The following is an 18,532-nucleotide window of genomic DNA, read 5'->3' as shown; positions in this document are numbered from 1 at the left end:
GGGGGGGGGGCGGGGGGGGGGGGGGGCGCCCCCCCCCCCCCCCCGCGGGGCGGGCGCCCCCCCCCCCCCCCCCCCCCCCCCCCCCCCCCCCCCCCCCCCGCCCCGGCCTCTGACAGGTTCCTGCAGCGTCCCACCCCGGAATCAACGGAAGAAGGCAAAAGCAAAAGCAAAAGCAAAGGCAAACGCGGGTCGCTGCGCTCGGTGGATCCACGCCATGCGTGGATGGCGTGAACCACGGTGGTGCCGGCTGCTGGCCGACACCACATCATCGATGATCGCCGCCTACGCCCAGGCCTTCGGTCGCGCCAGCAACCATGCAGCGGTCACCGCCAGCAGCAGCAACGGCAACCATCCCAACCGGGTGGGCCCACCGGCCTGCAGCAGCACACCACCCGCCACACCTCCCGCAGCAATGGCCAGGTTCCAGCCGGTCACCAGCATCGACTGCGCCAGATCCGCGGCGGCACCGGCACGGCGGGCGAGTGCGGTCTGGAACAGGGTTGGCACCGCGCCGAAGGCCACGCCCCACAGGATCGTTGCCAGCAGCAGTGCGGTCGCGTTGCCCGGCCACAGCAGCAGCGCCAGCACCGGCAGGATGAAACCGATCACCGCCGCCCACACCAGCATGCGCAGGTGGCGGTCCACGCCCCAGCCGGCAATACCGATGCCGGCAATCGCCGCCAGGCCGAAGGCCAGCAGCAGGCGGTCCAGCCACGGGCCCGCCCCCGCCTCCACTGCCAGCGGTTCGATGTAGGTGTAGAGCACGTTGTGTGCGAGCACGTACAGCACCATCACCAACAGTGCACTGCGCACGCCGGGCATGCGCCAGACCGCGCCCAGCGATGTGCGCTTGCCGGAACCCGCAGCAGGCAAGGCTGGCAGCGCCCAACGCGCATACGCCAGCAGCCCCACGCCCAGCACGCTCATCAATGCGAACGCCCAGCGCCAGCCAATCTGCTGGCCCAGCAGCGTGCCCGCCGGTACGCCCAGCGACAGCGCCAACGGCGATCCGACCATTGCCACCGCAATCGCCCGGCCCTGCAGCGAGGGCACCACCATGCGTGCGGCATAGCCGGCCACCAGCGACCACAGCAGCCCGCCGCTCACGCCCGCCAGGAAACGTGCGGCGAGGATCAGCGCATAGCTGCTGCTCAACGCGGTCAGCGTATTGACCACCACGAAGCCGGCAATCGCCGCCAGCAACAGCGGGCGTCGTGGCAGGCGCTGGGTCAGCGCGGTCATCGGCAATGCGGCCATCACCGAGCCCAGCGCATACACGCTCACCAGCTGCCCCACCGCCGCATCACTCACGCCCAGGCTGTCGCCCATCGGCCGCAATACACCGGCCGGCAACGTCTCGGTCAGCAGGGTGATGAAGCCGCCGCCGGCCAGTGCCAGCAGGCCGGCCCATGGCAGACGCGTGGCTTCACCGGCCGGGCTGGCCGCATCGATGGCATGGCCGCTCATCGTGCAGTCCCCAGGTCGGCATACACCGCATCACGCAGTTCATCGACAAAGGCGCCGTCCATGCCTTCGTACAGCGTGTTGGTCAGCGCTGCCACGCTCAGGCCGCGCGCAGGATCGACGAACCAGCTGTGGCCGTAGGCACCGCCCCACCGCCATGTACCTGCGTTCTGCGGCGTACCGCTGGCGGCCGCATCGCGCAGCACCGCAAAGCCAAGACCAAAGCCCCAGCCGTGCGGTTCCGGCGGCCCCTGCTCGCCCACCTGCGGGGCCGCCATCTCCGCCACCAGCCGGGGCGGCAGCAGGCCGGAACGCTGCCCGTCGCGCAATGCCTCCAGTACCCGCATCACCTCATCGGCGGTACCCACCAGGCCCGCGCCGGCCGAAGGGAACCGGATGGCATCGGTCGCGCGGGCAAGGCTGTACTCGATGCCCACCGTGCCCTCGAACGGAGCGACCACCTCGCCTTCGCGCAGGCGGTGCGGCTGCGGTGTGTCGGTGACATAGGGTGTGGCCAGCCGCACCGCATCCTGGGTGGCGAAGGCGGTGTCACGCAGGCCCAAGGGCGCAGCCAGCAAGCGGGCGAACAAGGCCTGCAGCGTTTCCCCGGTTGCCGCTTCGGCCACTGCGCCGGCCACGTCCACGCCCAGCGAATACATCCACTGGCTGCCCGGTGCGAACAGCAGTGGCGCCTGCCCGATGCGGCGCACGTTCTCGGCCAGGGTCAACGGGTTGGCATCCATGCCGTCGCTGACACCCGCGCGCGCATAGGGGCCATCCGCATCGGCTTCGAGGAAGCGGTAGCCCAGCCCACTGCTGTGGCTGAGCAGCTGGCGCAGGCTGATGGGCGGCGTGCTGCCATCGGCCAGCGCCGGGCGGAAGTCCGGCAGCCAGCGCTGCACCGGTGCATCCAGGTCGAGCACGCCCTCGGCCACCAGGCGCAGGATCACCGTGGTCAACAGCGGCTTGCTCACCGAGGCCAGCCGGAACAGCTGGTAGCGCTGCATCGGTATAGCCGACTCGCGATCCGCCAGGCCCGTGGCGCTGGCATGGCGCAGCACGCCGTGCTCGCGCACCAGCACCACCGCACCGACCAGGCGCTGCGGGTGGACCTGCTGCAGCAGCCGCTGCACCGAAGGCAGTGTCGGCACAGGTTCGAAGGAAGGAGCGGCATTCATCGCGGTGATCCGTGGGGGAGAGGCCGCCACGTTAGGCAGCGTGCGTCCGCGCAAAAAGCCGGTTGCCGCTCCGGGCATCATGGACCGCGCAGTCCGCAATCGGCATGATGGCCGGAACCGCGGGGCCGCAACGGTTCGCGCGCCCGCCCGCATCACAGTGTTGCAAAGCCGGGACCGCCCGCTGCGCTCCTGCCCACCTACCCTGCTGTTTTCACCGCCCGCACGCCCATGTCAGTCCTGGACAACCTCGCCAACCTGCAGACCTTCGTGCATGCCGCCGACACCCGCAGCTTCGTCGAGACCGGGCGCCTGCAGGGCATTTCCGCCTCGGCAGCGGGCAAGTGCGTGGCGCGGCTGGAGCACGCCCTGGGCGTGCGCCTGTTCCATCGCAGCACGCGCAGCATCACCCTCACCGCCGAGGGCCAGCTGTTCCTGGCTCGCTGCCGGCGCATCCTCGACGAGCGCGACGCTGCCCGCACCGAACTGGCGCAGCCACACGCCTCGCCCCGTGGCACGCTGCGCATCGGCCTGCCGCTGGTGGGCGACCTGACCCTGCCGCTGATGGCCGAGTTCATGGCGGCGTATCCGGATATCCGCCTGGACCTGGACTTCAGCGACCGCCTGGTCGATGTCATCGAGGAAGGTTTCGATGCGGTGCTGCGCGTTGGCGAACCCAGCGACTCGCGGATGAACGCACGGCGGCTGGGCGTGTTCCCGCGGCGTGTCGTTGCCTCGCCGGGCTACCTGCAGCGCTGCGGCGTTCCGCGCACGCCGGCAGGCTTGATGCAGCACACGCTGCTGCACTATCGCTTCCCCACCACCGGCAAGCTGGAACCGTGGCCGATCCACTGGCCCGACGATGAAACGCCGCAGGAGCTTCCGGTGCACATGGTGGCCAATACCATCGAAGCGCGGGTAGCGCTCGCACTGCGCGATATCGGCCTGGCCTTCGTGCCGGTGCACTCGGTGCGCGATGCCCTGGCCGACGGCCACCTGGTCACAGTGCTGGACGAACACGTGCATTCCTGCGGCACCTTCCATCTGCTGTGGCCGTCGGGCCGACACGTACTGCCGAAGCTGCGGGTGTTCATCGACTTCGTCGGCGCCCGCCTGGGTACCGTGCCGTAGATCCACGCCATGCGTGGATGCGTCTCGCGGCGAAAGGAAGCCGAGCATCGGCTCGGCTCTACAGAACCGCCCGACCATCGGTAGCGCCGGGCCATGCCCGGCGGCCGCACGCCTGACCATTCAGCCACTGCCGCTATACTGGACGCTCATTCCTCCCAGAGGCTCGCGACCAATGCGCCATTGATGCCGCCGTCTTCCCAACAGACGGCCTGACTCTTCCCGCCCCTGCGCGCAGGGGAGAACCCGGCATCCATGGAGGTCGCATGACCCCGCATTCCCTCACGCTCGATCGCGTGTCGTATCGACTGGCCGACGGCCGCCCGCTGTTTTCCGATCTGTCGTTTTCCTTCGATCCGGTTGCCACCGGCCTGGTCGGTGCCAATGGTGCCGGCAAGAGCGTGCTGGCGGGCCGGCTGTTGCCCGACAGCGGCCAGGTACGCGGCAGCGGCCGCGTATTCCTGTTGCCCACGCCCGGCTATCCACCGTCCGGCACCGTGGGGGAGCTCGCCGGCGTCGGCGAGGAACTGGCTGCACTGGCGCGCATCGAAGCGGGCAGCGTGGACGAAGCCGACTTCGCCCGCGTCGGCGACCGCTGGGATCTGCGCGAACGCCTGCAGCAGCAATGGCAGGCATTGCGGCTGCCGGACGATCTCGATCCCGCCCAGCCCGCCGCACGCCTCAGCGGTGGCCAGGCGATGCAGGTGGCGCTGTCCGGTGCCTGGGCCAGCGACGCCGACTGGCTCATCCTGGACGAACCCAGCAACCATCTCGACGTTCGGCATCGACAGCAGCTGTACGAACAGCTGCAGCAATGGCGTGGCGGCCTGCTGGCGATCAGCCACGATCGCGAGCTGCTTGGGCACATGCAGCAGATCGTCGAACTGGACGCGCGCGGACTGCACCGCTATGGCGGGCCGTGGCAGCACTACGCCGACGCGCGTGCCGCCGAACGCGAAGCTGCCGCCGCCCAGCTCGACCACGCGCGCGCCCAGCACCGCCAGCAGCAGCGCAGCGCGCGTGAACAGCACGAACGGCAGCAGCAACGCCAGGCACGCGGCAACCGCGATGCGAAGCAGGCCAACCAGGCGCCGATCCTGCTGGGCCGGCAGAAGCAGCGCGCCGAGGCCAGCCATGGCCGTGCTCAGCAGGTCCAGGCCGAGCGCCTGCAGGCCAGCGCCGACCAGCTGCGCGCAGCGGCATCAGCGGTTCACGCGGCGCCGGAACTGGCGCTGTTTGCCGGTGAAGGCGAACGCGGCAGTTCACGCCTGCTGCAAGCGGAGTCGCTGGCGCTTCCGCATGGGTGCAGCGCTCCATTGCAGCTCGAGATCCGACGCGGGCAGCGCATCGCTGTGGTCGGTGACAACGGTGCTGGAAAATCCACCCTGCTGCGTGTGCTGGCAGGGCAGCTGCCTGCACGCAGTGGCACCGTGCAACGGCATGCGCCATTGGCACTGCTGGACCAGCAGCTGTTGGGATTGTCCGGCGGGCACAGCATCCTGGAGACGGTGCAGGCGGCGAACCCAGGTACCGATGTGGGAGAACTGCGCACGCGGCTGGCCCTGCTCGGGCTGGACGCACAGCGCATCCAGCGGGCAGCCAGCAGCCTCAGTGATGGCGAGCGGGTGAAGGGGGCGCTGGCCAGCGTGCTGTATGCCGATCCCGCACCCCAGCTGTTGCTGCTGGACGAACCCGGTAATGCGCTGGATCTGAGCGCGTTGCAGGCATTGGAAGAGCTGCTTGCTGCGTGGCCGGGGGCACTGATGATGGTCAGCCATGACCGGCATCTGCTGCAAGCATTGCGACCGACGCACGTGCTGCAGGTCACCGCCGACGCCTGGCAGTGGCGCGACGCACTGTAGATCCACCACGCCATGCGTGGATTCGATTCTGTAGAGCCGAGCCCACGCTCGGCTGCAGTAGATCCACGCCATGCGTGGATGGAATGGTCCTCCAGCCGAGCGTCGGCTCGGCTCTACAGGAACCGTTAGCTCAACGCTTCCACACCGGGAACGCCTGTGGCAACTGCTGCCACAGCAGCGGGCCCGCACGCAGTTCCTGGTCATTGAGCAGGCAGGCATCCAGCTCCGCACGCACCGCGCGCTCATCCATGTGCACGCCAATCACCACCAGTTCCTGGCGACGATCGCCCCACAAGGGATGCCACAGCCGCTGCATCGCCGCGTGCGCGGCCGAATCCGGGAATTCCTCCAGGCCCGGCAACGGTGCGCTCCAGCAGTCGGCCTGCTGGCGTGCCCAGCCAAGATCGCTGTAAGGCAGCGGTGTCGGCGGCAACAGCGGTGTGGTGTCCTCCATGCCCGCACGCACGCGATCGCGCGCGGCGTACCAGAATCCCGCCGCCTGCGTGCGCGTCGCTGCGCCCACGGTATTCAGTTCGCCCACCCAGTCCATGCGGTTGGCCAACCAGAACCAGCCCTTGCTGCGGATCACGCCGGGCATCCCCGACTGCAGCGCGCGGGCGAATCGCGCGGGGTGGAACGGACGTCGCGAGCGGTAGACAAAGCTGCCGATCCCGTACTCCTCGGTTTCCGGCGTGTGCTCGCCACGCAGTTCCTTCACCCAGCCCGGCGCACGTTGTGCACGCTCCATGTCGAAGCGACCGGTATCCAGCAGTTCGGCCAGTGGCACATCGCCGAAGCTGGACAGCAGCAGCTTCGCGTCCCGGTTCAGCCCACGCAGTACCGCCAGCGTGTCCTGCAGTACCTCGTCGTCCACCTGGTCCACCTTGCTGACCACGATCACGTCGGCGAACTCGACCTGCTCGCACAGCAGGTCAACCACCCCGCGGTCATCCTCCGGGCCGGCCTGCTGGCCACGCTCGGCCAGGCGTTGTGAAGAACCGAAGTCGGCAAGGAAGGCGCTGCCATCCACCACCGTCACCATCGTGTCCAGGCGCGCAATGTCACTCAGGCTGAAGCCGTGCTCGTCGCGCACCGCGAACGTCGCGGCCACCGGCATCGGCTCTCCGATCCCGGTCGATTCGATCAGCAGGTAGTCATACCGACCTGCATCGGCCAGGCGCCGCACTTCCTGCAGCAGGTCATCGCGCAGCGTGCAGCAGATGCAGCCGTTGCTGAATTCCACCAGCGTCTCTTCGGTGCGGCGCAGCTCGGCGCCACCTTCGCGCACCAGTTGTGCATCGATGTTGACTTCGCTCATGTCGTTGACGATGACCGCCACGCGCAGGCCCTCACGGTTGCGCAGGATCTGGTTGAGCAGGGTGGTCTTGCCGGCCCCGAGGAAGCCGGACAGCACGGTGACCGGAAGGCGACGGTCGGCGCGGGAAACAGTGTTCATGTCGGAGCGGGTTGGCTGCGGAACGGAAATGTTACTGTATAACAATTGTTGCGCAAGGAACCTCCCCCGATGAAGTCACCTTCGGCCGCCCTGCTTGATGCCGGCGCGCTCGCCCTGTCCAGCCTGTGCCTGCTGCACTGCCTGGCGCTGCCTCTGCTGGCCGCCGCGCTACCGCTGTTCGGCACTTGGGCCGAAGCGGAGTGGGTGCACCTGCTGTTCGTGGCCATCGCCCTGCCGCTGACCGGCTACGCGCTGTGGCGGGCCGAGCGCCGTCACCCGCTGCCCGTGCTGGCCTGGGCCACCGCCGGCGCCGGTCTGGGCCTGTTGCTGGCCGGCGCGCTGGCCCTTCCCTCACATGACTGGGAAACGCCGATGACCGTTACCGGCAGCCTGCTGCTGGCCGCAACGCATATCTGGAACGCGCGGCACCGGCACGCAGGGTAGAGTCGACTGTTAGTCGACTATCGCGCGAAGCGCGGGATCTCATGCCGCCTGGGCAAAGAGCAGTCGACTAACAGTCGACTCTACCCCCCACGGCCTATTTGCCGTAGCGGCGCAGCAGCTCCACCAGCACTTCGGCTTCGGCCGCCCGCTGCTGCGGGTCTTCCGCGCCCACCACATGCTCCTGAAGGTGCTCGTGCAGCAGCTCCATCAGCAGGCTGTGGGCAGCACCGCGTACCGCGGCGACCTGCACCAGCACATCCGCGCAGTCACCCGCCTCGCCCTCGGGCCTATCCAGCGCCTGTTCCAACGCCGCCACCTGGCCGCCGATACGGCGAACGCGGGTCAGCAGCTGCTTTCGATGCTTGTGTACATGGGCCATGGCGATATCGTATACCCTATGGGGGTATCCTTCCACCCCTGGTCTGCCCATGCATCTGGACGCCCTCGCCGCCGCCCGCCACCACGAACACCGCTTCGACGACGGCAACCCGCTGGCCGAACGCAATACCCGCCGCGCCATGTGGCTCACCGTCAGCATGATGCTGGTGGAGATCGTTGGCGGCTGGTGGTTCAACTCCATGGCCGTGCTCGCCGACGGCTGGCACATGAGCTCGCACGCGCTGGCACTGGGCCTGTCGGTGTTCGCATACCGCTGCGCACGCCGCTATGCGCACGATCCGCGCTTCGCCTTCGGCACTTGGAAGATCGAGATCCTGGCCGGCTACACGAGCGCCATCGCCCTGCTCGGCGTCGCCGCACTGATGGCCGTGCAGTCACTGGAGCGGCTGTGGGTGCCGGCACCGATCCATTACGACGAAGCCATTGCCATTGCGGTCGTCGGCCTGGCGGTGAACCTGCTGTGCGCCTGGTGGCTGCACGACAGCCCGGGGCATGCGCATCACCACCATGGGCACGCCCATGGCGATCACCACGGGCATGACCACGCGCACCACGATCACGCGCATGGTCACGACCTGAATCTGCGCTCGGCCTACGTGCACGTTCTGGCCGACGCCGCCACGTCGGTGCTGGCCATCGTTGCCCTGCTCGGCGGCAAGCTGCTGGGCCTGACCTGGCTGGACCCGGTGATGGGCCTGGTCGGCGCGGTACTGGTCACGGTGTGGGCAGTGGGCCTGCTGCGCGACAGCGGCCGCATCCTGCTGGACGCGCAGATGGACGCACCGGTGGTGGCCGAAGTGCGCGAAGTGATCGAACAGGGCCCCTGGCCGGCACGCCTGGCCGACCTGCACGTCTGGCAGGTGGGCCGCGGCAAGTACGCGGTCAGCGCCAGCGTGGTCACCAGCGATACCAGCCTGGATGCCGATACCGTGCGCAACGCGCTGGCCATCCATGAAGAGCTGGTGCACGTGACGGTGGAGATACACCGCAGCTGATCCTGCGCGACCGCGGTCGAATCTGTAGAGCCGAGCCCATGCTCGGCTTGCCGTTGCCTTTGTAGCGCCGAGCCCATGCTCGGCTTGCCGTTGCCTTTGTAGCGCCGAGCCATGCTCGGCTTGCCGTTGCCTTTGTAGCGCCGAGCCCATGCTCGGCTTGCCGTTGCCTTTGTAGCGCCGAGCCATGCTCGGCTGTCGCAGGCCATCAGCCGAGCACGGGCTCGGCTCTACAGTCAGAGCTTCAGCATCATCCGCAGCAGGTACATCAGCAGCGGCAGCGCGCTGATCACTGCGCCAGCAATGCCGATCCACGGCCAGCGCTCGCCGCGCACGCGCGAAGCCACTGCCAGGCCGCCGCCGACCAGCGCCGCGCCCAGCACACCCACGCCCAATCCCGCAGCCATGCCACTGCCGCCTGCGGCCGCCGCCGCCTGCGCAGCCAACGTGCCCGCGCCCCAGCCCACTGCAATGCCCAGCCAACTGGCCACGCCGCACCACGGTGCCTTGCCCTGCGCCATCCGAAAACCCCTTTGTTCTTGCCGAATTTCTGTACGGGCCGTGCCCGCCTGCTGCCTACACTAGCCGCACCTGCCCCTGTAGGGACATCCCATGCGCACGCTCCGCCTGCTGCTGCCCGGTGCCCTCCTGCTGCTCACCGCCTGTGGGGGTGACGCCGGGCTTCCGTTCTCCGCCGATCCGCTGCAGGGCTGTTTCGCCACCAGCGCGCGCAAGCCGGCCGATTTCCGCATCGAAAAGGAAGGCGGCCAATACTTCGTCTCCTTCAGCCGCGGCGACCAGTGGCAGCGCGAACCCAATGCCCTGCACAAGGCCTCCCGCAGCGAGATCAGCCGCTATTTCCGCGATGACGCCGAACAGATCGACGAGGCGCTGATCCGCATGGCCGGCGGCTTCGGCATCTTCCACTTCAACAAGGGCGCGACGTTGAAGGGCAAGGCCAGTGATAGTGACTACATGGCGCTGATGCTGATCGGTGCTGGGCCGGTGTATGCAGTGAAGTGCCCGTAAGACGCAATGATTCTAATGGCGGCGCAGGGCACTATAGGTACATCCTGTCTCCATTGAGGAGCGATGCCAATGCTGCTGTTTCTGCTGCTTGCGGTAAGCGCGCCAAAGACCCAAGGGGCCTATGACGAAGTCCGGCAGCTGCCCGATGGGCAGACCCTGATCATGCGCACCCTAGACTGGGATCTCGGTGATGGTCGCCATGAGCGCGTTACCGTGCATTGGCTGCTGCAGGAAGACGGCCGCCTGCGCTACGACTTCGATCGGCAGCCACCGGAAACACAAGAGGCCCACCGTCGATCGTGCGCCCGGCAGGGCATGCAGCCGTCGCGCGGGGTCGGCATGATCTCAGGACAAGGAGCCACGCACGGCTTCAGCTGCACGAGCCAGCTGTAGAGCCGAGCCCACGCTCGGCTCCTGCCGTCTTCATCCACGCATGGCGTGGATCTAGAGCCGCAGCCACCCCGGGCCCCGGCAGCAGCTGCGGTACCATGCCCTCCCCCGAACCGTCCCGGTACCTGCCGTGCCCCACTACACCGGCCCCCTGCTGACCCGCGACAGCACCGATACCCTGCGCCGTGCCCATGACAAGGGCGCTGCCGACTGGCAGGGCTCGCTCGACCTCGGCCGCAGCGAGGACAGCGTGGCGCTGGATGGCGACGGTTTCCACTTCCGTGGCCAGGCCTACCCGTGGCCGGGCAAGCTGAAGGACCGCACGCTGTACTACTGGGATGGCGAGGAGTTCGCGCCGATCTCGCGCTACAGCGGTTCACTGATCAAGCTGGTGCCCACCGAATGGGGCGCACCGACCTTCGAGATCGACGGCATCAAGATGCTGCCGACCTCCAAGCTGTCACCGTTCGAGGATGCACGCCGCAAGGTCGAGCTGGTCGCCCCGGCCGGCAAGGTCATCCTCGATACCTGCGGCGGCCTGGGCTACTTCGCCGCCTGTGCGCTGGAGGCCGGTGTCGGCCAGATCCGTTCGTTCGAGAAGAACGCCGACGTGATGTGGCTGCGCACGCTCAACCCATGGTCGCCGGATCCGGACTCGGCCGCCGCCGGGGGCCGCCTGCAGTTCAGCCACGGCGATGTCTCGCAGCAGATCGAACAGGTGGCCAGCAACAGTGTCGACGCGATCCTGCACGACCCGCCGCGCTTCGGCATTGCTGGCGAGCTGTACTCGCAGGTGTTCTACGACCACCTCGCCCGCGTCATCCGCAAGGGTGGCCGCCTGTTCCACTACACCGGTGCGCCGAACAAGCTGACCAGCGGCCGCGATGTGCCGCGTGAAGTGGCCAAGCGCCTGGAAAAGGCCGGTTTCAAGGCCGAGCTGGCGCTTGACGGCGTGCTGGCCGTCAAGCGCTGAGCGTCACTCAGAATCCACCTTGGCCAGCTTCATCACCCACGCCGGCACCTCGGGTTCACCGGCGTAGAACTCCTTCGGTTTCTTCTCCGCCATCGCCCAGCGGTGCAACCAGCTCGGGCCGTAACGGCCGCTGTAGCCTTCGGCACCACGTGTATAGGCCGGGTCACGCATCGCCTCATCCAGTGAGATGAAGCGATAGCCGCGGCGCTTCGTCGCCGCCACCAGTTCGGCGAACGTGGCCGCATTGAGTTCGTTGGCGTGCATCAGCCACACCTGCGGCAGCGCATAGCCCAGCAGCGCCTGCGACTGCTTCTCGTAGTAGTCCAGCTTGTTCAGCATGTAGGGCACATAGCCTTTGCGCAGCTGCGCCAACGTCGCCTCGCGTGCCGGGGAATCGGGCTGCTCGTTCATCACGTTGGCATAGGCGAACGCCCACACCCACTCGCCGTTGTCGACGGTGACCGGTGCTACGCGATAGCCGTGGTTCTTGAAGAACACGTCCATCTCCGCACGCTCTTCCGGTGTGCGGCCAGCCCGAAGATAAGGATGGCGCATCCACTGCGGTGCCTGTCCGCGCTCGGCCAGCAACGGCCGCAGCACCGTCTCGCCACGCAGGAAGTCCTGCTGGAATGCAGGCACGCCCTTGGCATTCAGGTCCATGTGCGAGTAGGTGTGGTTGCCCAGCGCATAACCGGCGTCCAGCCAGTCGCGCAGCATCTGCACCCGCGCCGGGTGCACCTGGCCGTCTACCTCCAGCTTGTTCTCGTTGACGAAACCGACCACCGGCACGGCCGCCTGGCGCAGCTGGTCCATCAATGCCTCATGCCGTGCCTGCAGGTCCGGCGGAACGATCTGGTCCACCCGCGCCCAGGGCAGGTCGTCGATGGTCACCGCGATCCGGCGGTCCACTTCGGCGGCGTGCACCGCCAACGAACACAGCAGCAGTGGCACAGAACGCAGCAGCCAACGCATCAGCACATCCTTGCAGGAGCGAAGTGCTGACTTTAGCGCGATTGTGGATGCATGGTCGGCCACGCACCCGCTATGGGCTGCGCGACTGCACCTGACGCTCGCGCACGATTGCCCGCCACAGCATCAATCCTGCAGCCATTGCCACCAGCATCAACGCGACCAGCACCAGGGCAAGGTCATCGGGATTGCGCAGCAGCGGGGCATGCTCATGGGTGAGGATCTCGAACACCACCTGCTGCGCCTGTGCCAGCGGCAGCCGGCCCTGCTCGCCCAGTTCCACCAGGCACGCCGCTGGGGACAGCTTGGCTACGCTGGTCCACGCCATGTCGTACAGTTGCAATGCCCTGAGGGCCAGCGCCAGGATCGCGGCATGCAGCGCCATCACCCCCCAGTTGGCGCGTCGCAGGCGTTCCGACAGGCGACCCAGGCGGTAGACGCTGATCGACATCGCGCCCAGCAGCGCCAGTACCACGCCCGCCATCGGAATCCACTGCAACGGCTGCCATGGTGCAAGCGCAGTGGACCGCGCCAGCAGCTGTTCGGCCACCTGCATGCGCGCGACAGGGTCAGGCCCACCGCATGCGTCATCCACCGGTTCCAGCAGCAATCCCACGCGGTAGTGGAAGAAACCTGCGGCCAGCGCAACCGCCAGCAGTGCCACTACCTGCAGTACCAGCAGGATCGGGCCAGGACCACAGATACGGCAGAAGCGGGTAGCAGCAGAGGCCATAGGTTCATCCATGACAACAAAGAACCATCCTAACCAAGCGTTCCCTGGTTGTCGGCGGGCGGATACGACAGCCCACGTCCGCCCCGGTAGGATGTAGATGAGCATGGATGGTCGTATGTCGAGGTATCGTGGATGGTCACGCTGTATCTGTGGGTGCGGACGCTGTTTCCGTTGCTGGCGTTCGTGCTGGCCTGGATGCTGCTGTCGCGCCTGATCAAGGCTCGCGTGGCACACCTTCCCCGCGTTCCATTGAACCTGCCCGAACACAGCAGCAGCCCACGCAGGAAGGATCGACGCATCTACAGGCGCAAGCTGCGGCGCAAACCGGGGCTGCGCAACGCGACTCGCCCGGCTACGGCGCCGCGATGCTGGAACCTCGCGGCAGCTTTCGTTTCGCTCTGCGCACTGATCGCCGCCGTACTGGTCATGCCGGATGGCGCGCGCTTCCAGGTGATGGTCGAGAGCCTTGCCGGCTACCCGGCCACGATTGCTGAGGTACAGGTTCCCGCTGCCGGGCAGCCCCTCGTGCTGCAGGCGTGGCAGCCAGCACTGGCGCAACTGTCGCGGCCGGTAAGGATGCGCTACCCGATCGGTCGCACCGGCGGCGAGCATGAAGCGCACGCCACGCTACCGGTACAGGTCAGGCATCAGGGGGATCGGCTGCAGGTAGCTACGGCCTTGCCGGTGGATGCCGATGTGCTGCGTGCAGAGCTTGCACGCCTGGCTGGGGTACCAGTTGAGGCCATCACCGTCCGCCAGAACAAGATCGCGCCCTGGCTGGAACCCGGCTGGACGCCGCTGGCCCACCTGTAGAGCCGAGCCCACGCTCGGCTGCTGTCCCGTGAAAAAGCACGCGCTACGCGCGCTAGCCGAGCATGGCTCGGCTCTACAGATCAGGATCCGCGCGGCAGCTTCGCGGCCCACATGTTGTCCACCAGATTCGGATAACGTCGTCCGTTCTCTTCCGCACGCTGCCTCGCCGCCTCTTTCTGCGCAGGCGACAAGGGCTGCGAGGTCTGGCCCTTGGGGTTGGGCTTCTTCCACGGGGGTGTCTTGGTCTGGCGCATGGCCGCAGCTTACCGCTTCAGGAAGTTCAGCAGCGCCAGATTGAAGTGGTCGGCATGGCTGGTGTTGCAGCCGTGCGGCGCGCCTTCCAGGATCACCACCTCGCTGCGCGCAATCGCCCGGTGCGTTCGCTGCCCGGAACCTTCGAACGGCACGATGGCGTCGCTGTCGCCGTGCAGAATCAAGGTGGGCACCGTGATCTTCTTCAGGTCATCGCGGAAGTCCGTGGTGGCAAACGCCTTCATGCAGCCGAGCGCCGCCGTCTGGTCGGATTGATGGCACAGCGCGATGGCTGCCTGACGCGTCTCTTCGGTCACCATCAGCTGGCCATTGGCGCTGAAGAAATCGCGGGTGAAGCCATCGAAGAACGCCTCGCGATCCTTCTCCAATCCACTGCGCATTTCGTCAGCCTTGTCCTGGGTCAGCGGGCCGTCCGGGTTGTCGTCGCTGCGTAGCAGGAACGGCGGCACCGCCGCAGCGAACACCACGCTGTGCAGGCGCTCCTGGCCATGGTTGGCCACGTAACGCGCCACCTCGCCACCGCCCATCGAGAAGCCGACCAGGGTGACGTCGCGCAGGTCACGTTCCTCGATCACCCCGGCCAGATCCGCCGCCAGCGTGTCGTAGTCATAGCCCTCGGCCGGCTTGTCGGAACGGCCGAAGCCACGCCGGTCGTAGCTGATCACCCGGTGCTGCGCGTCGCGCAGGATCGACACCTGCGTCTTCCAGGCATCGGCGGACAGCGGCCAACCGTGAATCAGAATGACCGGGCGGCCGTCGCCACCCGTGTCTTCAACGTGCAGGCGGATGCGGGAGGCAGGCATGGGAGCTCCTGTGGAAGGGGAGGATGTCAGGCTAGAGACCGGGCCCTATCGCGGTCGTGATGGAATCGCCGGCCGCCATGACACCCTCTGCACAGGCCACGCCACCCGGCCAATCCATAGATGCGGGCATTCACTCCCTGGAAATCCCGTTTCGTCGCAGGGCGGCTGCGGCCCTCGGAGCACCGTGCGAGCCTGCATGAATCCCGCCCTGGAGCCTCGCCATGCTGCTGCTCACCCTGCCCCTGCTGGCCGCCGGCCTCGCCGCCGCACCCGCGCCCTCCGATGACCTGCGCGAGCAGATCCACCAGGCCGACGCGCAGCTGTTCGCCGCCGCGTTCGACGACTGCGACGCCGACAAGGCCGCGGCCATGACCACTGAAGACATGGAGTTCTTCCATGACAAGGCGGGCAAGTCCGCCAGCAAGCGTGACGACTTCCGCCGCAGCGTGGCCGCCCTGTGCGAGAGCACCCGCGCCAACCGCACCCATCTGCGCCGCGAGCTGGTGGAAAGCTCGCTGCAGGTGTTTCCGCTGCACGACGATCGCGCCCTGGAGATCGGCGACCACCGCTTCCACGAGCGCGATGCAAAGGGTGTCGAGCACTGGACCGGCCAGGCGCGCTTCATCCAGGTCTGGCGCCGCGTGGACGGGCGCTGGCTGGCCGAGCGGGTGATCAGCTACGACCATCGGCCGGCGGACTGATCCCCGCGATGCGGTGGTTCACGGGCCGGTTCTATACTGCCCAGGTCCATCACGACCTACCGCTGCAGATCGCCCCATGGCAGAGATCACCCCCAACCATCCCGAGTACGGCCTCAACCAGCAGATCCGCCAGGGCGTGGCCGCACTGGACGCCCAGCATGGCCGCCCATTCGACCAGACCAGCGAGCGACTGACCGCCAGCCTGACCGTGCTCGCCCGCGAGCAGGGCCTGCAGCAGGTCGACCACGTGCTGGTCAGCAACGCCACGGCCAACCAGCCGGCCGGGCACAACGTCTTCGTCGTGCAGGGCGACCCGGCCAATCCGGCGCACCTGCGGGCGATGATGCCGACGGCTGTGGCGGCGCAGACGCCGGTGGAGCAGTCGATGCAGAAGCTCGGCATTGCCCCGCAGCAGCCGGCCATGGGGCAGCTGCCCGAACAGCAGGCCCGTGAGCAGGAACAACAGCAGAACCCAGCACACCGCCTGGGCTGAGCCGCCTCCAGCGTTACCAGCGGCCCACCGCGAGAACGTCGGCTCGCCGTACGCTTGCCGCCCTAGGCCATGCGCGGCCCGGACTGCTCCTGCACCTGGCGCTGCTGCAGCTCATCCTGCGAGCGCGCCTGCCCCGACTGTGACAGCTGCTCAGCGCGCTCGAACGAGGTTTCTGCCGGTGTCTGCGCGGCCAGCGCCGTTGGCATGCTGGCCCGCAACTGTGCCGGGTCGTTGCGCTCCCCCTGGACGATGAAGATGCTCTGCGCCACATCCGCCTGCGCAGTGCGATCGCTCAACAGCACGTGGTCAACCTGGCTCAGACCATTGGCCTTGGCCAGCGCGTACAGGCTGGCGCTGATGTTCTCGCTGGTGGCATCGAAGGCACGGCCACGCTCTGCATCGAGCCGGGCCACGCCCTGGTGGATCTGCGACAGCAGCGGGTCATTGCTGTGGCGGGCCAGATGGTCACCGCTTCGTTCGCCCATGCCCTCAGCGTCACTCAGCATGTGTTGCTTGAGACTGCGCTCCGGCAGGGGATTGGTTTTCCTCTGGTTGAGCTCGCTGTCCGGAAACGGCGGGTCAATGCTATCCACACCGTGGATGTTGCGCAGCGGTCGGAATGCATCCTTGCCTGCGCCCTTGCTGTCCAAGGGAATGCGGACATCGGGAAGCAATTGGCCAATACCGCCGCCCAGCGCGTTCACGTCGATGCTTCTTTTCCGCTCGATGCCCGCGTGGTTCAGCGCTTCCCAAGTGAAGTCAACGCAGTTGTGGCGCACATCCTTGTATTGAAGATCGAAACCGTACTTGTCCGGGTGCGAGCCGAAGGCTTCGAGCTTTCTGTACTGTTGCTCGCTGATCTCTAGGGTGCGGCTGTAATGGGGGTTCTTGTACTCGCCCGCATCGGTCTTCATTACCTCGCCCGGCCCGTTCATGCTTCCATGCTCGGAAGGAGCGAAGCCGAAACTCCGCGTCGTCTTGTCCGGCCCATGAAGCACGTAGAACATGTGCCCGGGCCCGGATGTCTGCGGAACCCCGTCCACAACTTTCTGTACACCTCTCTCGTCCACCAACGGCGTACCAGGTGCGGCAATGACGATTTCTACGGTGTAGCGCGGCTTATCCATAAGAAAAATCCTTCAGTTCCGTTCCTTCCAGCAGTGGGATGGAGGCTATTTCCCAGAGAGCGGGTCGGCATGAACCCGCAGTTGCGCCGGGTAATGCTCGAGCGCAGCGGTGGGCTTCACCGTGCGCACATCCAGGCGGTAGCGGGCATCGGTTTCCATCGGCAGGGCGACGATGCTCAACCTGTATCGGCTGGTGTCCATCGATACCTCATGCGCGTAGCGCCAATTCGCCGACGCATGCCAATCGGGGAGCGGCTCACCCAGATTGCGCGCCCTTGCCTGATAGACATCAGAAGTTGCAACGTCCTGCCAGGCACCTGCGACCCAGCGCTGCAGGGACAGCTGGAAGGGAACATGGACATTGTCCATGTCAGGCTCACTGCCAGGCCCGGGCCCATGTCGCTGAACCTCGAGATCCAGCACATAGGGCCGACTCGAATAGAAGTTTCGGGCATTCGTCTCGAACTCGAACCGCACCGCTTGCCCGGACTCGGCAAGGTTGATCGGCTTGACAAGATCCAGCGGCTCCAGCGCATCCGGTACACGGCTGCTGCAGGCGCCGAGTGCGCCCGCCAGCGTGAAGATCAGGCCGGCACGCAGCCAGCGGTGGATACCCAGCATGATTCAGATCCTTTGGCTCCCTGCCATGGGGTTCAACCCTAGCGGGTGACCAACGGCGTCGCAACCAGGCGATTGATTACTTTCCAGCGGGTCGGGCGGCATGGATCCGAAAACGGGCCGAGTAGCCCTGCAGTGCCTCTGTCCTCTGCACCGTACGCACGTCCACACGGTAGCGGGAGTCAATTTCCATTGGCAGAGCAACCAGGCTCAGCGTGTACTGGCCATCACTGCCCATGTGCGGCGACGTATACCGCCATTCGCTGGATGCATGCCATTCCGGAAGCTGTTCACCTGCATTGAGCACCCCGGCCTGATAGCTGTCGTAGGTGGGAACATCCTTCCAGGCATCAGCACGCCATTGCTGCAGGGTCACCTCGAACGGGATCCTCATTGTGCCCACGTCAGGCTCGTCGGGCTTTCGCGTCCCTTGGTGCTGCAACTCAAGCTCCAGCGCATAGGTGCGACCCGGGTGGAAGTTGCGGGCATTCGTCTCGAACTCGAACCGCACCGCCTGGCCGGACTCGGCCGCGTTGATCGGCTTGATCAGATTCAACGGCTCCGGCGCATCCGGTACGCGGCTGCTACAGGCGCCGAGTGCACCCGCCAGCGTGAAGATCAGGCCGGCGCGCAGCCAACGGTGGATACCCAGCATGATTCAGATCCTTTGGCTCCCTGCCATGGGGTTAA

At 67.0% G+C, this 18,532-nt stretch carries 22 protein-coding genes; 10 read left to right on the top strand and 12 right to left on the bottom strand.

Features of this window, described 5'->3' with window-relative positions; translation table 11 throughout:
- Nucleotides 1-282: 282 nt before the first annotated feature.
- Together V3B41_RS14155 and V3B41_RS14150 are read right to left on the bottom strand one after the other, a co-directional pair.
- Entirely contained in the window at nt 283-1,467 is a 1,185-nt protein-coding gene (locus V3B41_RS14155; protein WP_049428400.1) for an MFS transporter, read from the bottom strand.
- Entirely contained in the window at nt 1,464-2,642 is a 1,179-nt protein-coding gene (locus V3B41_RS14150; protein ID WP_329861495.1) for a serine hydrolase domain-containing protein, read from the bottom strand. Before V3B41_RS14150 ends, V3B41_RS14155 begins: the two co-directional genes overlap by 4 nt.
- A gap of 228 nt (nt 2,643-2,870) precedes the next feature.
- Between V3B41_RS14150 and V3B41_RS14145 the strand changes: the two genes are divergently transcribed.
- Together V3B41_RS14145 and V3B41_RS14140 are read left to right on the top strand one after the other, a co-directional pair.
- A complete protein-coding gene (locus V3B41_RS14145; protein WP_285310505.1) occupies nt 2,871-3,770 on the top strand; it encodes a LysR family transcriptional regulator in 900 nt (299 codons plus the stop codon).
- A gap of 263 nt (nt 3,771-4,033) precedes the next feature.
- Complete coding sequence (locus tag V3B41_RS14140; protein WP_329861491.1) at nt 4,034-5,629, top strand: ATP-binding cassette domain-containing protein; 1,596 nt, start codon at nt 4,034-4,036, stop codon at nt 5,627-5,629.
- Between the two features lie 130 nt (nt 5,630-5,759).
- Here the strand turns inward: V3B41_RS14140 and V3B41_RS14135 are convergent, their stop codons facing one another.
- On the bottom strand, nt 5,760-7,085 hold the full coding sequence (locus V3B41_RS14135; RefSeq protein ID WP_049428408.1) for a GTP-binding protein: 1,326 nt from the start codon (nt 7,083-7,085) through the stop codon (nt 5,760-5,762).
- 69 nt (nt 7,086-7,154) lie between these two features.
- On the opposite strand from V3B41_RS14135, the gene V3B41_RS14130 reads away from it, so the two are divergent.
- Nucleotides 7,155-7,529 carry a MerC domain-containing protein gene (locus V3B41_RS14130; RefSeq protein WP_106550495.1) on the top strand — a complete coding sequence of 125 codons (375 nt, stop codon included), beginning with the start codon at nt 7,155-7,157 and terminating at the stop codon, nt 7,527-7,529.
- Nucleotides 7,530-7,623: 94 nt separating this feature from the next.
- Here the strand turns inward: V3B41_RS14130 and V3B41_RS14125 are convergent, their stop codons facing one another.
- Nucleotides 7,624-7,908 carry a metal-sensing transcriptional repressor gene (locus tag V3B41_RS14125; protein WP_021204443.1) on the bottom strand — a complete coding sequence of 95 codons (285 nt, stop codon included), beginning with the start codon at nt 7,906-7,908 and terminating at the stop codon, nt 7,624-7,626.
- A gap of 49 nt (nt 7,909-7,957) precedes the next feature.
- On the opposite strand from V3B41_RS14125, the gene dmeF reads away from it, so the two are divergent.
- The gene (dmeF, locus tag V3B41_RS14120) at nt 7,958-8,923 is read left to right on the top strand and encodes a CDF family Co(II)/Ni(II) efflux transporter DmeF (protein WP_329861486.1); all 966 of its coding nucleotides are present in this window, start codon (nt 7,958-7,960) and stop codon (nt 8,921-8,923) included.
- A gap of 233 nt (nt 8,924-9,156) precedes the next feature.
- On the opposite strand, the gene V3B41_RS14115 is transcribed toward dmeF, so the two are convergent.
- Entirely contained in the window at nt 9,157-9,441 is a 285-nt protein-coding gene (locus V3B41_RS14115) for a hypothetical protein (RefSeq protein ID WP_197620051.1), read from the bottom strand.
- A 91-nt stretch (nt 9,442-9,532) separates the two neighbouring features.
- Between V3B41_RS14115 and V3B41_RS14110 the strand changes: the two genes are divergently transcribed.
- The 3 genes from V3B41_RS14110 to V3B41_RS14100 all read left to right on the top strand — a co-directional run bounded on the left by V3B41_RS14110 (nt 9,533) and on the right by V3B41_RS14100 (nt 11,312).
- Nucleotides 9,533-9,949: a hypothetical protein gene (locus tag V3B41_RS14110; RefSeq protein ID WP_329861484.1), complete on the top strand. Its 417-nt coding sequence runs from the start codon at nt 9,533-9,535 to the stop codon at nt 9,947-9,949.
- Between the two features lie 69 nt (nt 9,950-10,018).
- A complete protein-coding gene (locus V3B41_RS14105) occupies nt 10,019-10,342 on the top strand; it encodes a hypothetical protein (RefSeq protein ID WP_295546890.1) in 324 nt (107 codons plus the stop codon).
- Between the two features lie 127 nt (nt 10,343-10,469).
- Nucleotides 10,470-11,312, top strand: coding sequence for an MnmC family methyltransferase (locus V3B41_RS14100; RefSeq protein WP_295546893.1), 843 nt, complete (start codon nt 10,470-10,472; stop codon nt 11,310-11,312).
- 3 nt (nt 11,313-11,315) lie between these two features.
- Here the strand turns inward: V3B41_RS14100 and V3B41_RS14095 are convergent, their stop codons facing one another.
- Both V3B41_RS14095 and V3B41_RS14090 read right to left on the bottom strand, forming a co-directional pair.
- Nucleotides 11,316-12,284, bottom strand: a complete 969-nt coding sequence (locus tag V3B41_RS14095) for a polysaccharide deacetylase family protein (RefSeq protein WP_329861480.1) — start codon at nt 12,282-12,284, stop codon at nt 11,316-11,318.
- A 70-nt stretch (nt 12,285-12,354) separates the two neighbouring features.
- Nucleotides 12,355-13,014 carry a hypothetical protein gene (locus tag V3B41_RS14090; RefSeq protein WP_329861478.1) on the bottom strand — a complete coding sequence of 220 codons (660 nt, stop codon included), beginning with the start codon at nt 13,012-13,014 and terminating at the stop codon, nt 12,355-12,357.
- A 132-nt stretch (nt 13,015-13,146) separates the two neighbouring features.
- Between V3B41_RS14090 and V3B41_RS14085 the strand changes: the two genes are divergently transcribed.
- Nucleotides 13,147-13,827, top strand: a complete 681-nt coding sequence (locus V3B41_RS14085; protein WP_329861476.1) for a hypothetical protein — start codon at nt 13,147-13,149, stop codon at nt 13,825-13,827.
- Between the two features lie 80 nt (nt 13,828-13,907).
- Here V3B41_RS14085 and V3B41_RS14080 read toward each other — a convergent pair whose 3' ends face one another.
- Together V3B41_RS14080 and V3B41_RS14075 are read right to left on the bottom strand one after the other, a co-directional pair.
- Nucleotides 13,908-14,081: a hypothetical protein gene (locus V3B41_RS14080; RefSeq protein ID WP_005412082.1), complete on the bottom strand. Its 174-nt coding sequence runs from the start codon at nt 14,079-14,081 to the stop codon at nt 13,908-13,910.
- Between the two features lie 9 nt (nt 14,082-14,090).
- Nucleotides 14,091-14,903, bottom strand: coding sequence for an alpha/beta hydrolase (locus tag V3B41_RS14075; RefSeq protein WP_049428657.1), 813 nt, complete (start codon nt 14,901-14,903; stop codon nt 14,091-14,093).
- A 221-nt stretch (nt 14,904-15,124) separates the two neighbouring features.
- On the opposite strand from V3B41_RS14075, the gene V3B41_RS14070 reads away from it, so the two are divergent.
- Both V3B41_RS14070 and V3B41_RS14065 read left to right on the top strand, forming a co-directional pair.
- A complete protein-coding gene (locus tag V3B41_RS14070) occupies nt 15,125-15,604 on the top strand; it encodes a DUF4440 domain-containing protein (RefSeq protein ID WP_049480254.1) in 480 nt (159 codons plus the stop codon).
- 76 nt (nt 15,605-15,680) lie between these two features.
- Nucleotides 15,681-16,097, top strand: a complete 417-nt coding sequence (locus tag V3B41_RS14065) for an XVIPCD domain-containing protein (RefSeq protein ID WP_197620045.1) — start codon at nt 15,681-15,683, stop codon at nt 16,095-16,097.
- 62 nt (nt 16,098-16,159) lie between these two features.
- Here V3B41_RS14065 and V3B41_RS14060 read toward each other — a convergent pair whose 3' ends face one another.
- From V3B41_RS14060 to V3B41_RS14050, 3 genes are all read right to left on the bottom strand, one after another.
- Nucleotides 16,160-17,224, bottom strand: coding sequence for an XVIPCD domain-containing protein (locus V3B41_RS14060; protein WP_329861472.1), 1,065 nt, complete (start codon nt 17,222-17,224; stop codon nt 16,160-16,162).
- A 45-nt stretch (nt 17,225-17,269) separates the two neighbouring features.
- Nucleotides 17,270-17,845 (bottom strand): hypothetical protein, encoded by a 576-nt coding sequence (locus V3B41_RS14055; RefSeq protein WP_197620043.1) that lies wholly within the window; start codon nt 17,843-17,845, stop codon nt 17,270-17,272.
- A 76-nt stretch (nt 17,846-17,921) separates the two neighbouring features.
- A complete protein-coding gene (locus tag V3B41_RS14050; RefSeq protein ID WP_197650746.1) occupies nt 17,922-18,497 on the bottom strand; it encodes a hypothetical protein in 576 nt (191 codons plus the stop codon).
- Nucleotides 18,498-18,532: the final 35 nt, after the last annotated feature.

It is taken from the genome of Stenotrophomonas sp. SMYL89 (assembly GCF_036319985.1).
Lineage (GTDB): Bacteria > Pseudomonadota > Gammaproteobacteria > Xanthomonadales > Xanthomonadaceae > Stenotrophomonas > Stenotrophomonas maltophilia_Q.
Note: the sequence above shows the minus strand (reverse complement) of the source record. Positions and strands in the feature narration are given on the sequence as shown.

What these genes read in the sequence shown, in the direction of transcription:
- V3B41_RS14155 (WP_049428400.1), bottom strand. Translation starts at nt 1,467, where the DNA reads ATGAGCGGCCATGCCATCGATGCGGCCAGCCCGGCCGGTGAAGCCACG.
- V3B41_RS14150 (WP_329861495.1), bottom strand. Translation starts at nt 2,642, where the DNA reads ATGAATGCCGCTCCTTCCTTCGAACCTGTGCCGACACTGCCTTCGGTG.
- V3B41_RS14145 (WP_285310505.1), top strand. Translation starts at nt 2,871, where the DNA reads ATGTCAGTCCTGGACAACCTCGCCAACCTGCAGACCTTCGTGCATGCC.
- V3B41_RS14140 (WP_329861491.1), top strand. Translation starts at nt 4,034, where the DNA reads ATGACCCCGCATTCCCTCACGCTCGATCGCGTGTCGTATCGACTGGCC.
- V3B41_RS14135 (WP_049428408.1), bottom strand. Translation starts at nt 7,085, where the DNA reads ATGAACACTGTTTCCCGCGCCGACCGTCGCCTTCCGGTCACCGTGCTG.
- V3B41_RS14130 (WP_106550495.1), top strand. Translation starts at nt 7,155, where the DNA reads ATGAAGTCACCTTCGGCCGCCCTGCTTGATGCCGGCGCGCTCGCCCTG.
- V3B41_RS14125 (WP_021204443.1), bottom strand. Translation starts at nt 7,908, where the DNA reads ATGGCCCATGTACACAAGCATCGAAAGCAGCTGCTGACCCGCGTTCGC.
- dmeF (WP_329861486.1), top strand. Translation starts at nt 7,958, where the DNA reads ATGCATCTGGACGCCCTCGCCGCCGCCCGCCACCACGAACACCGCTTC.
- V3B41_RS14115 (WP_197620051.1), bottom strand. Translation starts at nt 9,441, where the DNA reads ATGGCGCAGGGCAAGGCACCGTGGTGCGGCGTGGCCAGTTGGCTGGGC.
- V3B41_RS14110 (WP_329861484.1), top strand. Translation starts at nt 9,533, where the DNA reads ATGCGCACGCTCCGCCTGCTGCTGCCCGGTGCCCTCCTGCTGCTCACC.
- V3B41_RS14105 (WP_295546890.1), top strand. Translation starts at nt 10,019, where the DNA reads ATGCTGCTGTTTCTGCTGCTTGCGGTAAGCGCGCCAAAGACCCAAGGG.
- V3B41_RS14095 (WP_329861480.1), bottom strand. Translation starts at nt 12,284, where the DNA reads ATGCGTTGGCTGCTGCGTTCTGTGCCACTGCTGCTGTGTTCGTTGGCG.
- V3B41_RS14090 (WP_329861478.1), bottom strand. Translation starts at nt 13,014, where the DNA reads ATGGCCTCTGCTGCTACCCGCTTCTGCCGTATCTGTGGTCCTGGCCCG.
- V3B41_RS14085 (WP_329861476.1), top strand. Translation starts at nt 13,147, where the DNA reads ATGGTCACGCTGTATCTGTGGGTGCGGACGCTGTTTCCGTTGCTGGCG.
- V3B41_RS14080 (WP_005412082.1), bottom strand. Translation starts at nt 14,081, where the DNA reads ATGCGCCAGACCAAGACACCCCCGTGGAAGAAGCCCAACCCCAAGGGC.
- V3B41_RS14075 (WP_049428657.1), bottom strand. Translation starts at nt 14,903, where the DNA reads ATGCCTGCCTCCCGCATCCGCCTGCACGTTGAAGACACGGGTGGCGAC.
- V3B41_RS14070 (WP_049480254.1), top strand. Translation starts at nt 15,125, where the DNA reads ATGCTGCTGCTCACCCTGCCCCTGCTGGCCGCCGGCCTCGCCGCCGCA.
- V3B41_RS14065 (WP_197620045.1), top strand. Translation starts at nt 15,681, where the DNA reads ATGGCAGAGATCACCCCCAACCATCCCGAGTACGGCCTCAACCAGCAG.
- V3B41_RS14060 (WP_329861472.1), bottom strand. Translation starts at nt 17,224, where the DNA reads ATGGATAAGCCGCGCTACACCGTAGAAATCGTCATTGCCGCACCTGGT.
- V3B41_RS14055 (WP_197620043.1), bottom strand. Translation starts at nt 17,845, where the DNA reads ATGCTGGGTATCCACCGCTGGCTGCGTGCCGGCCTGATCTTCACGCTG.
- V3B41_RS14050 (WP_197650746.1), bottom strand. Translation starts at nt 18,497, where the DNA reads ATGCTGGGTATCCACCGTTGGCTGCGCGCCGGCCTGATCTTCACGCTG.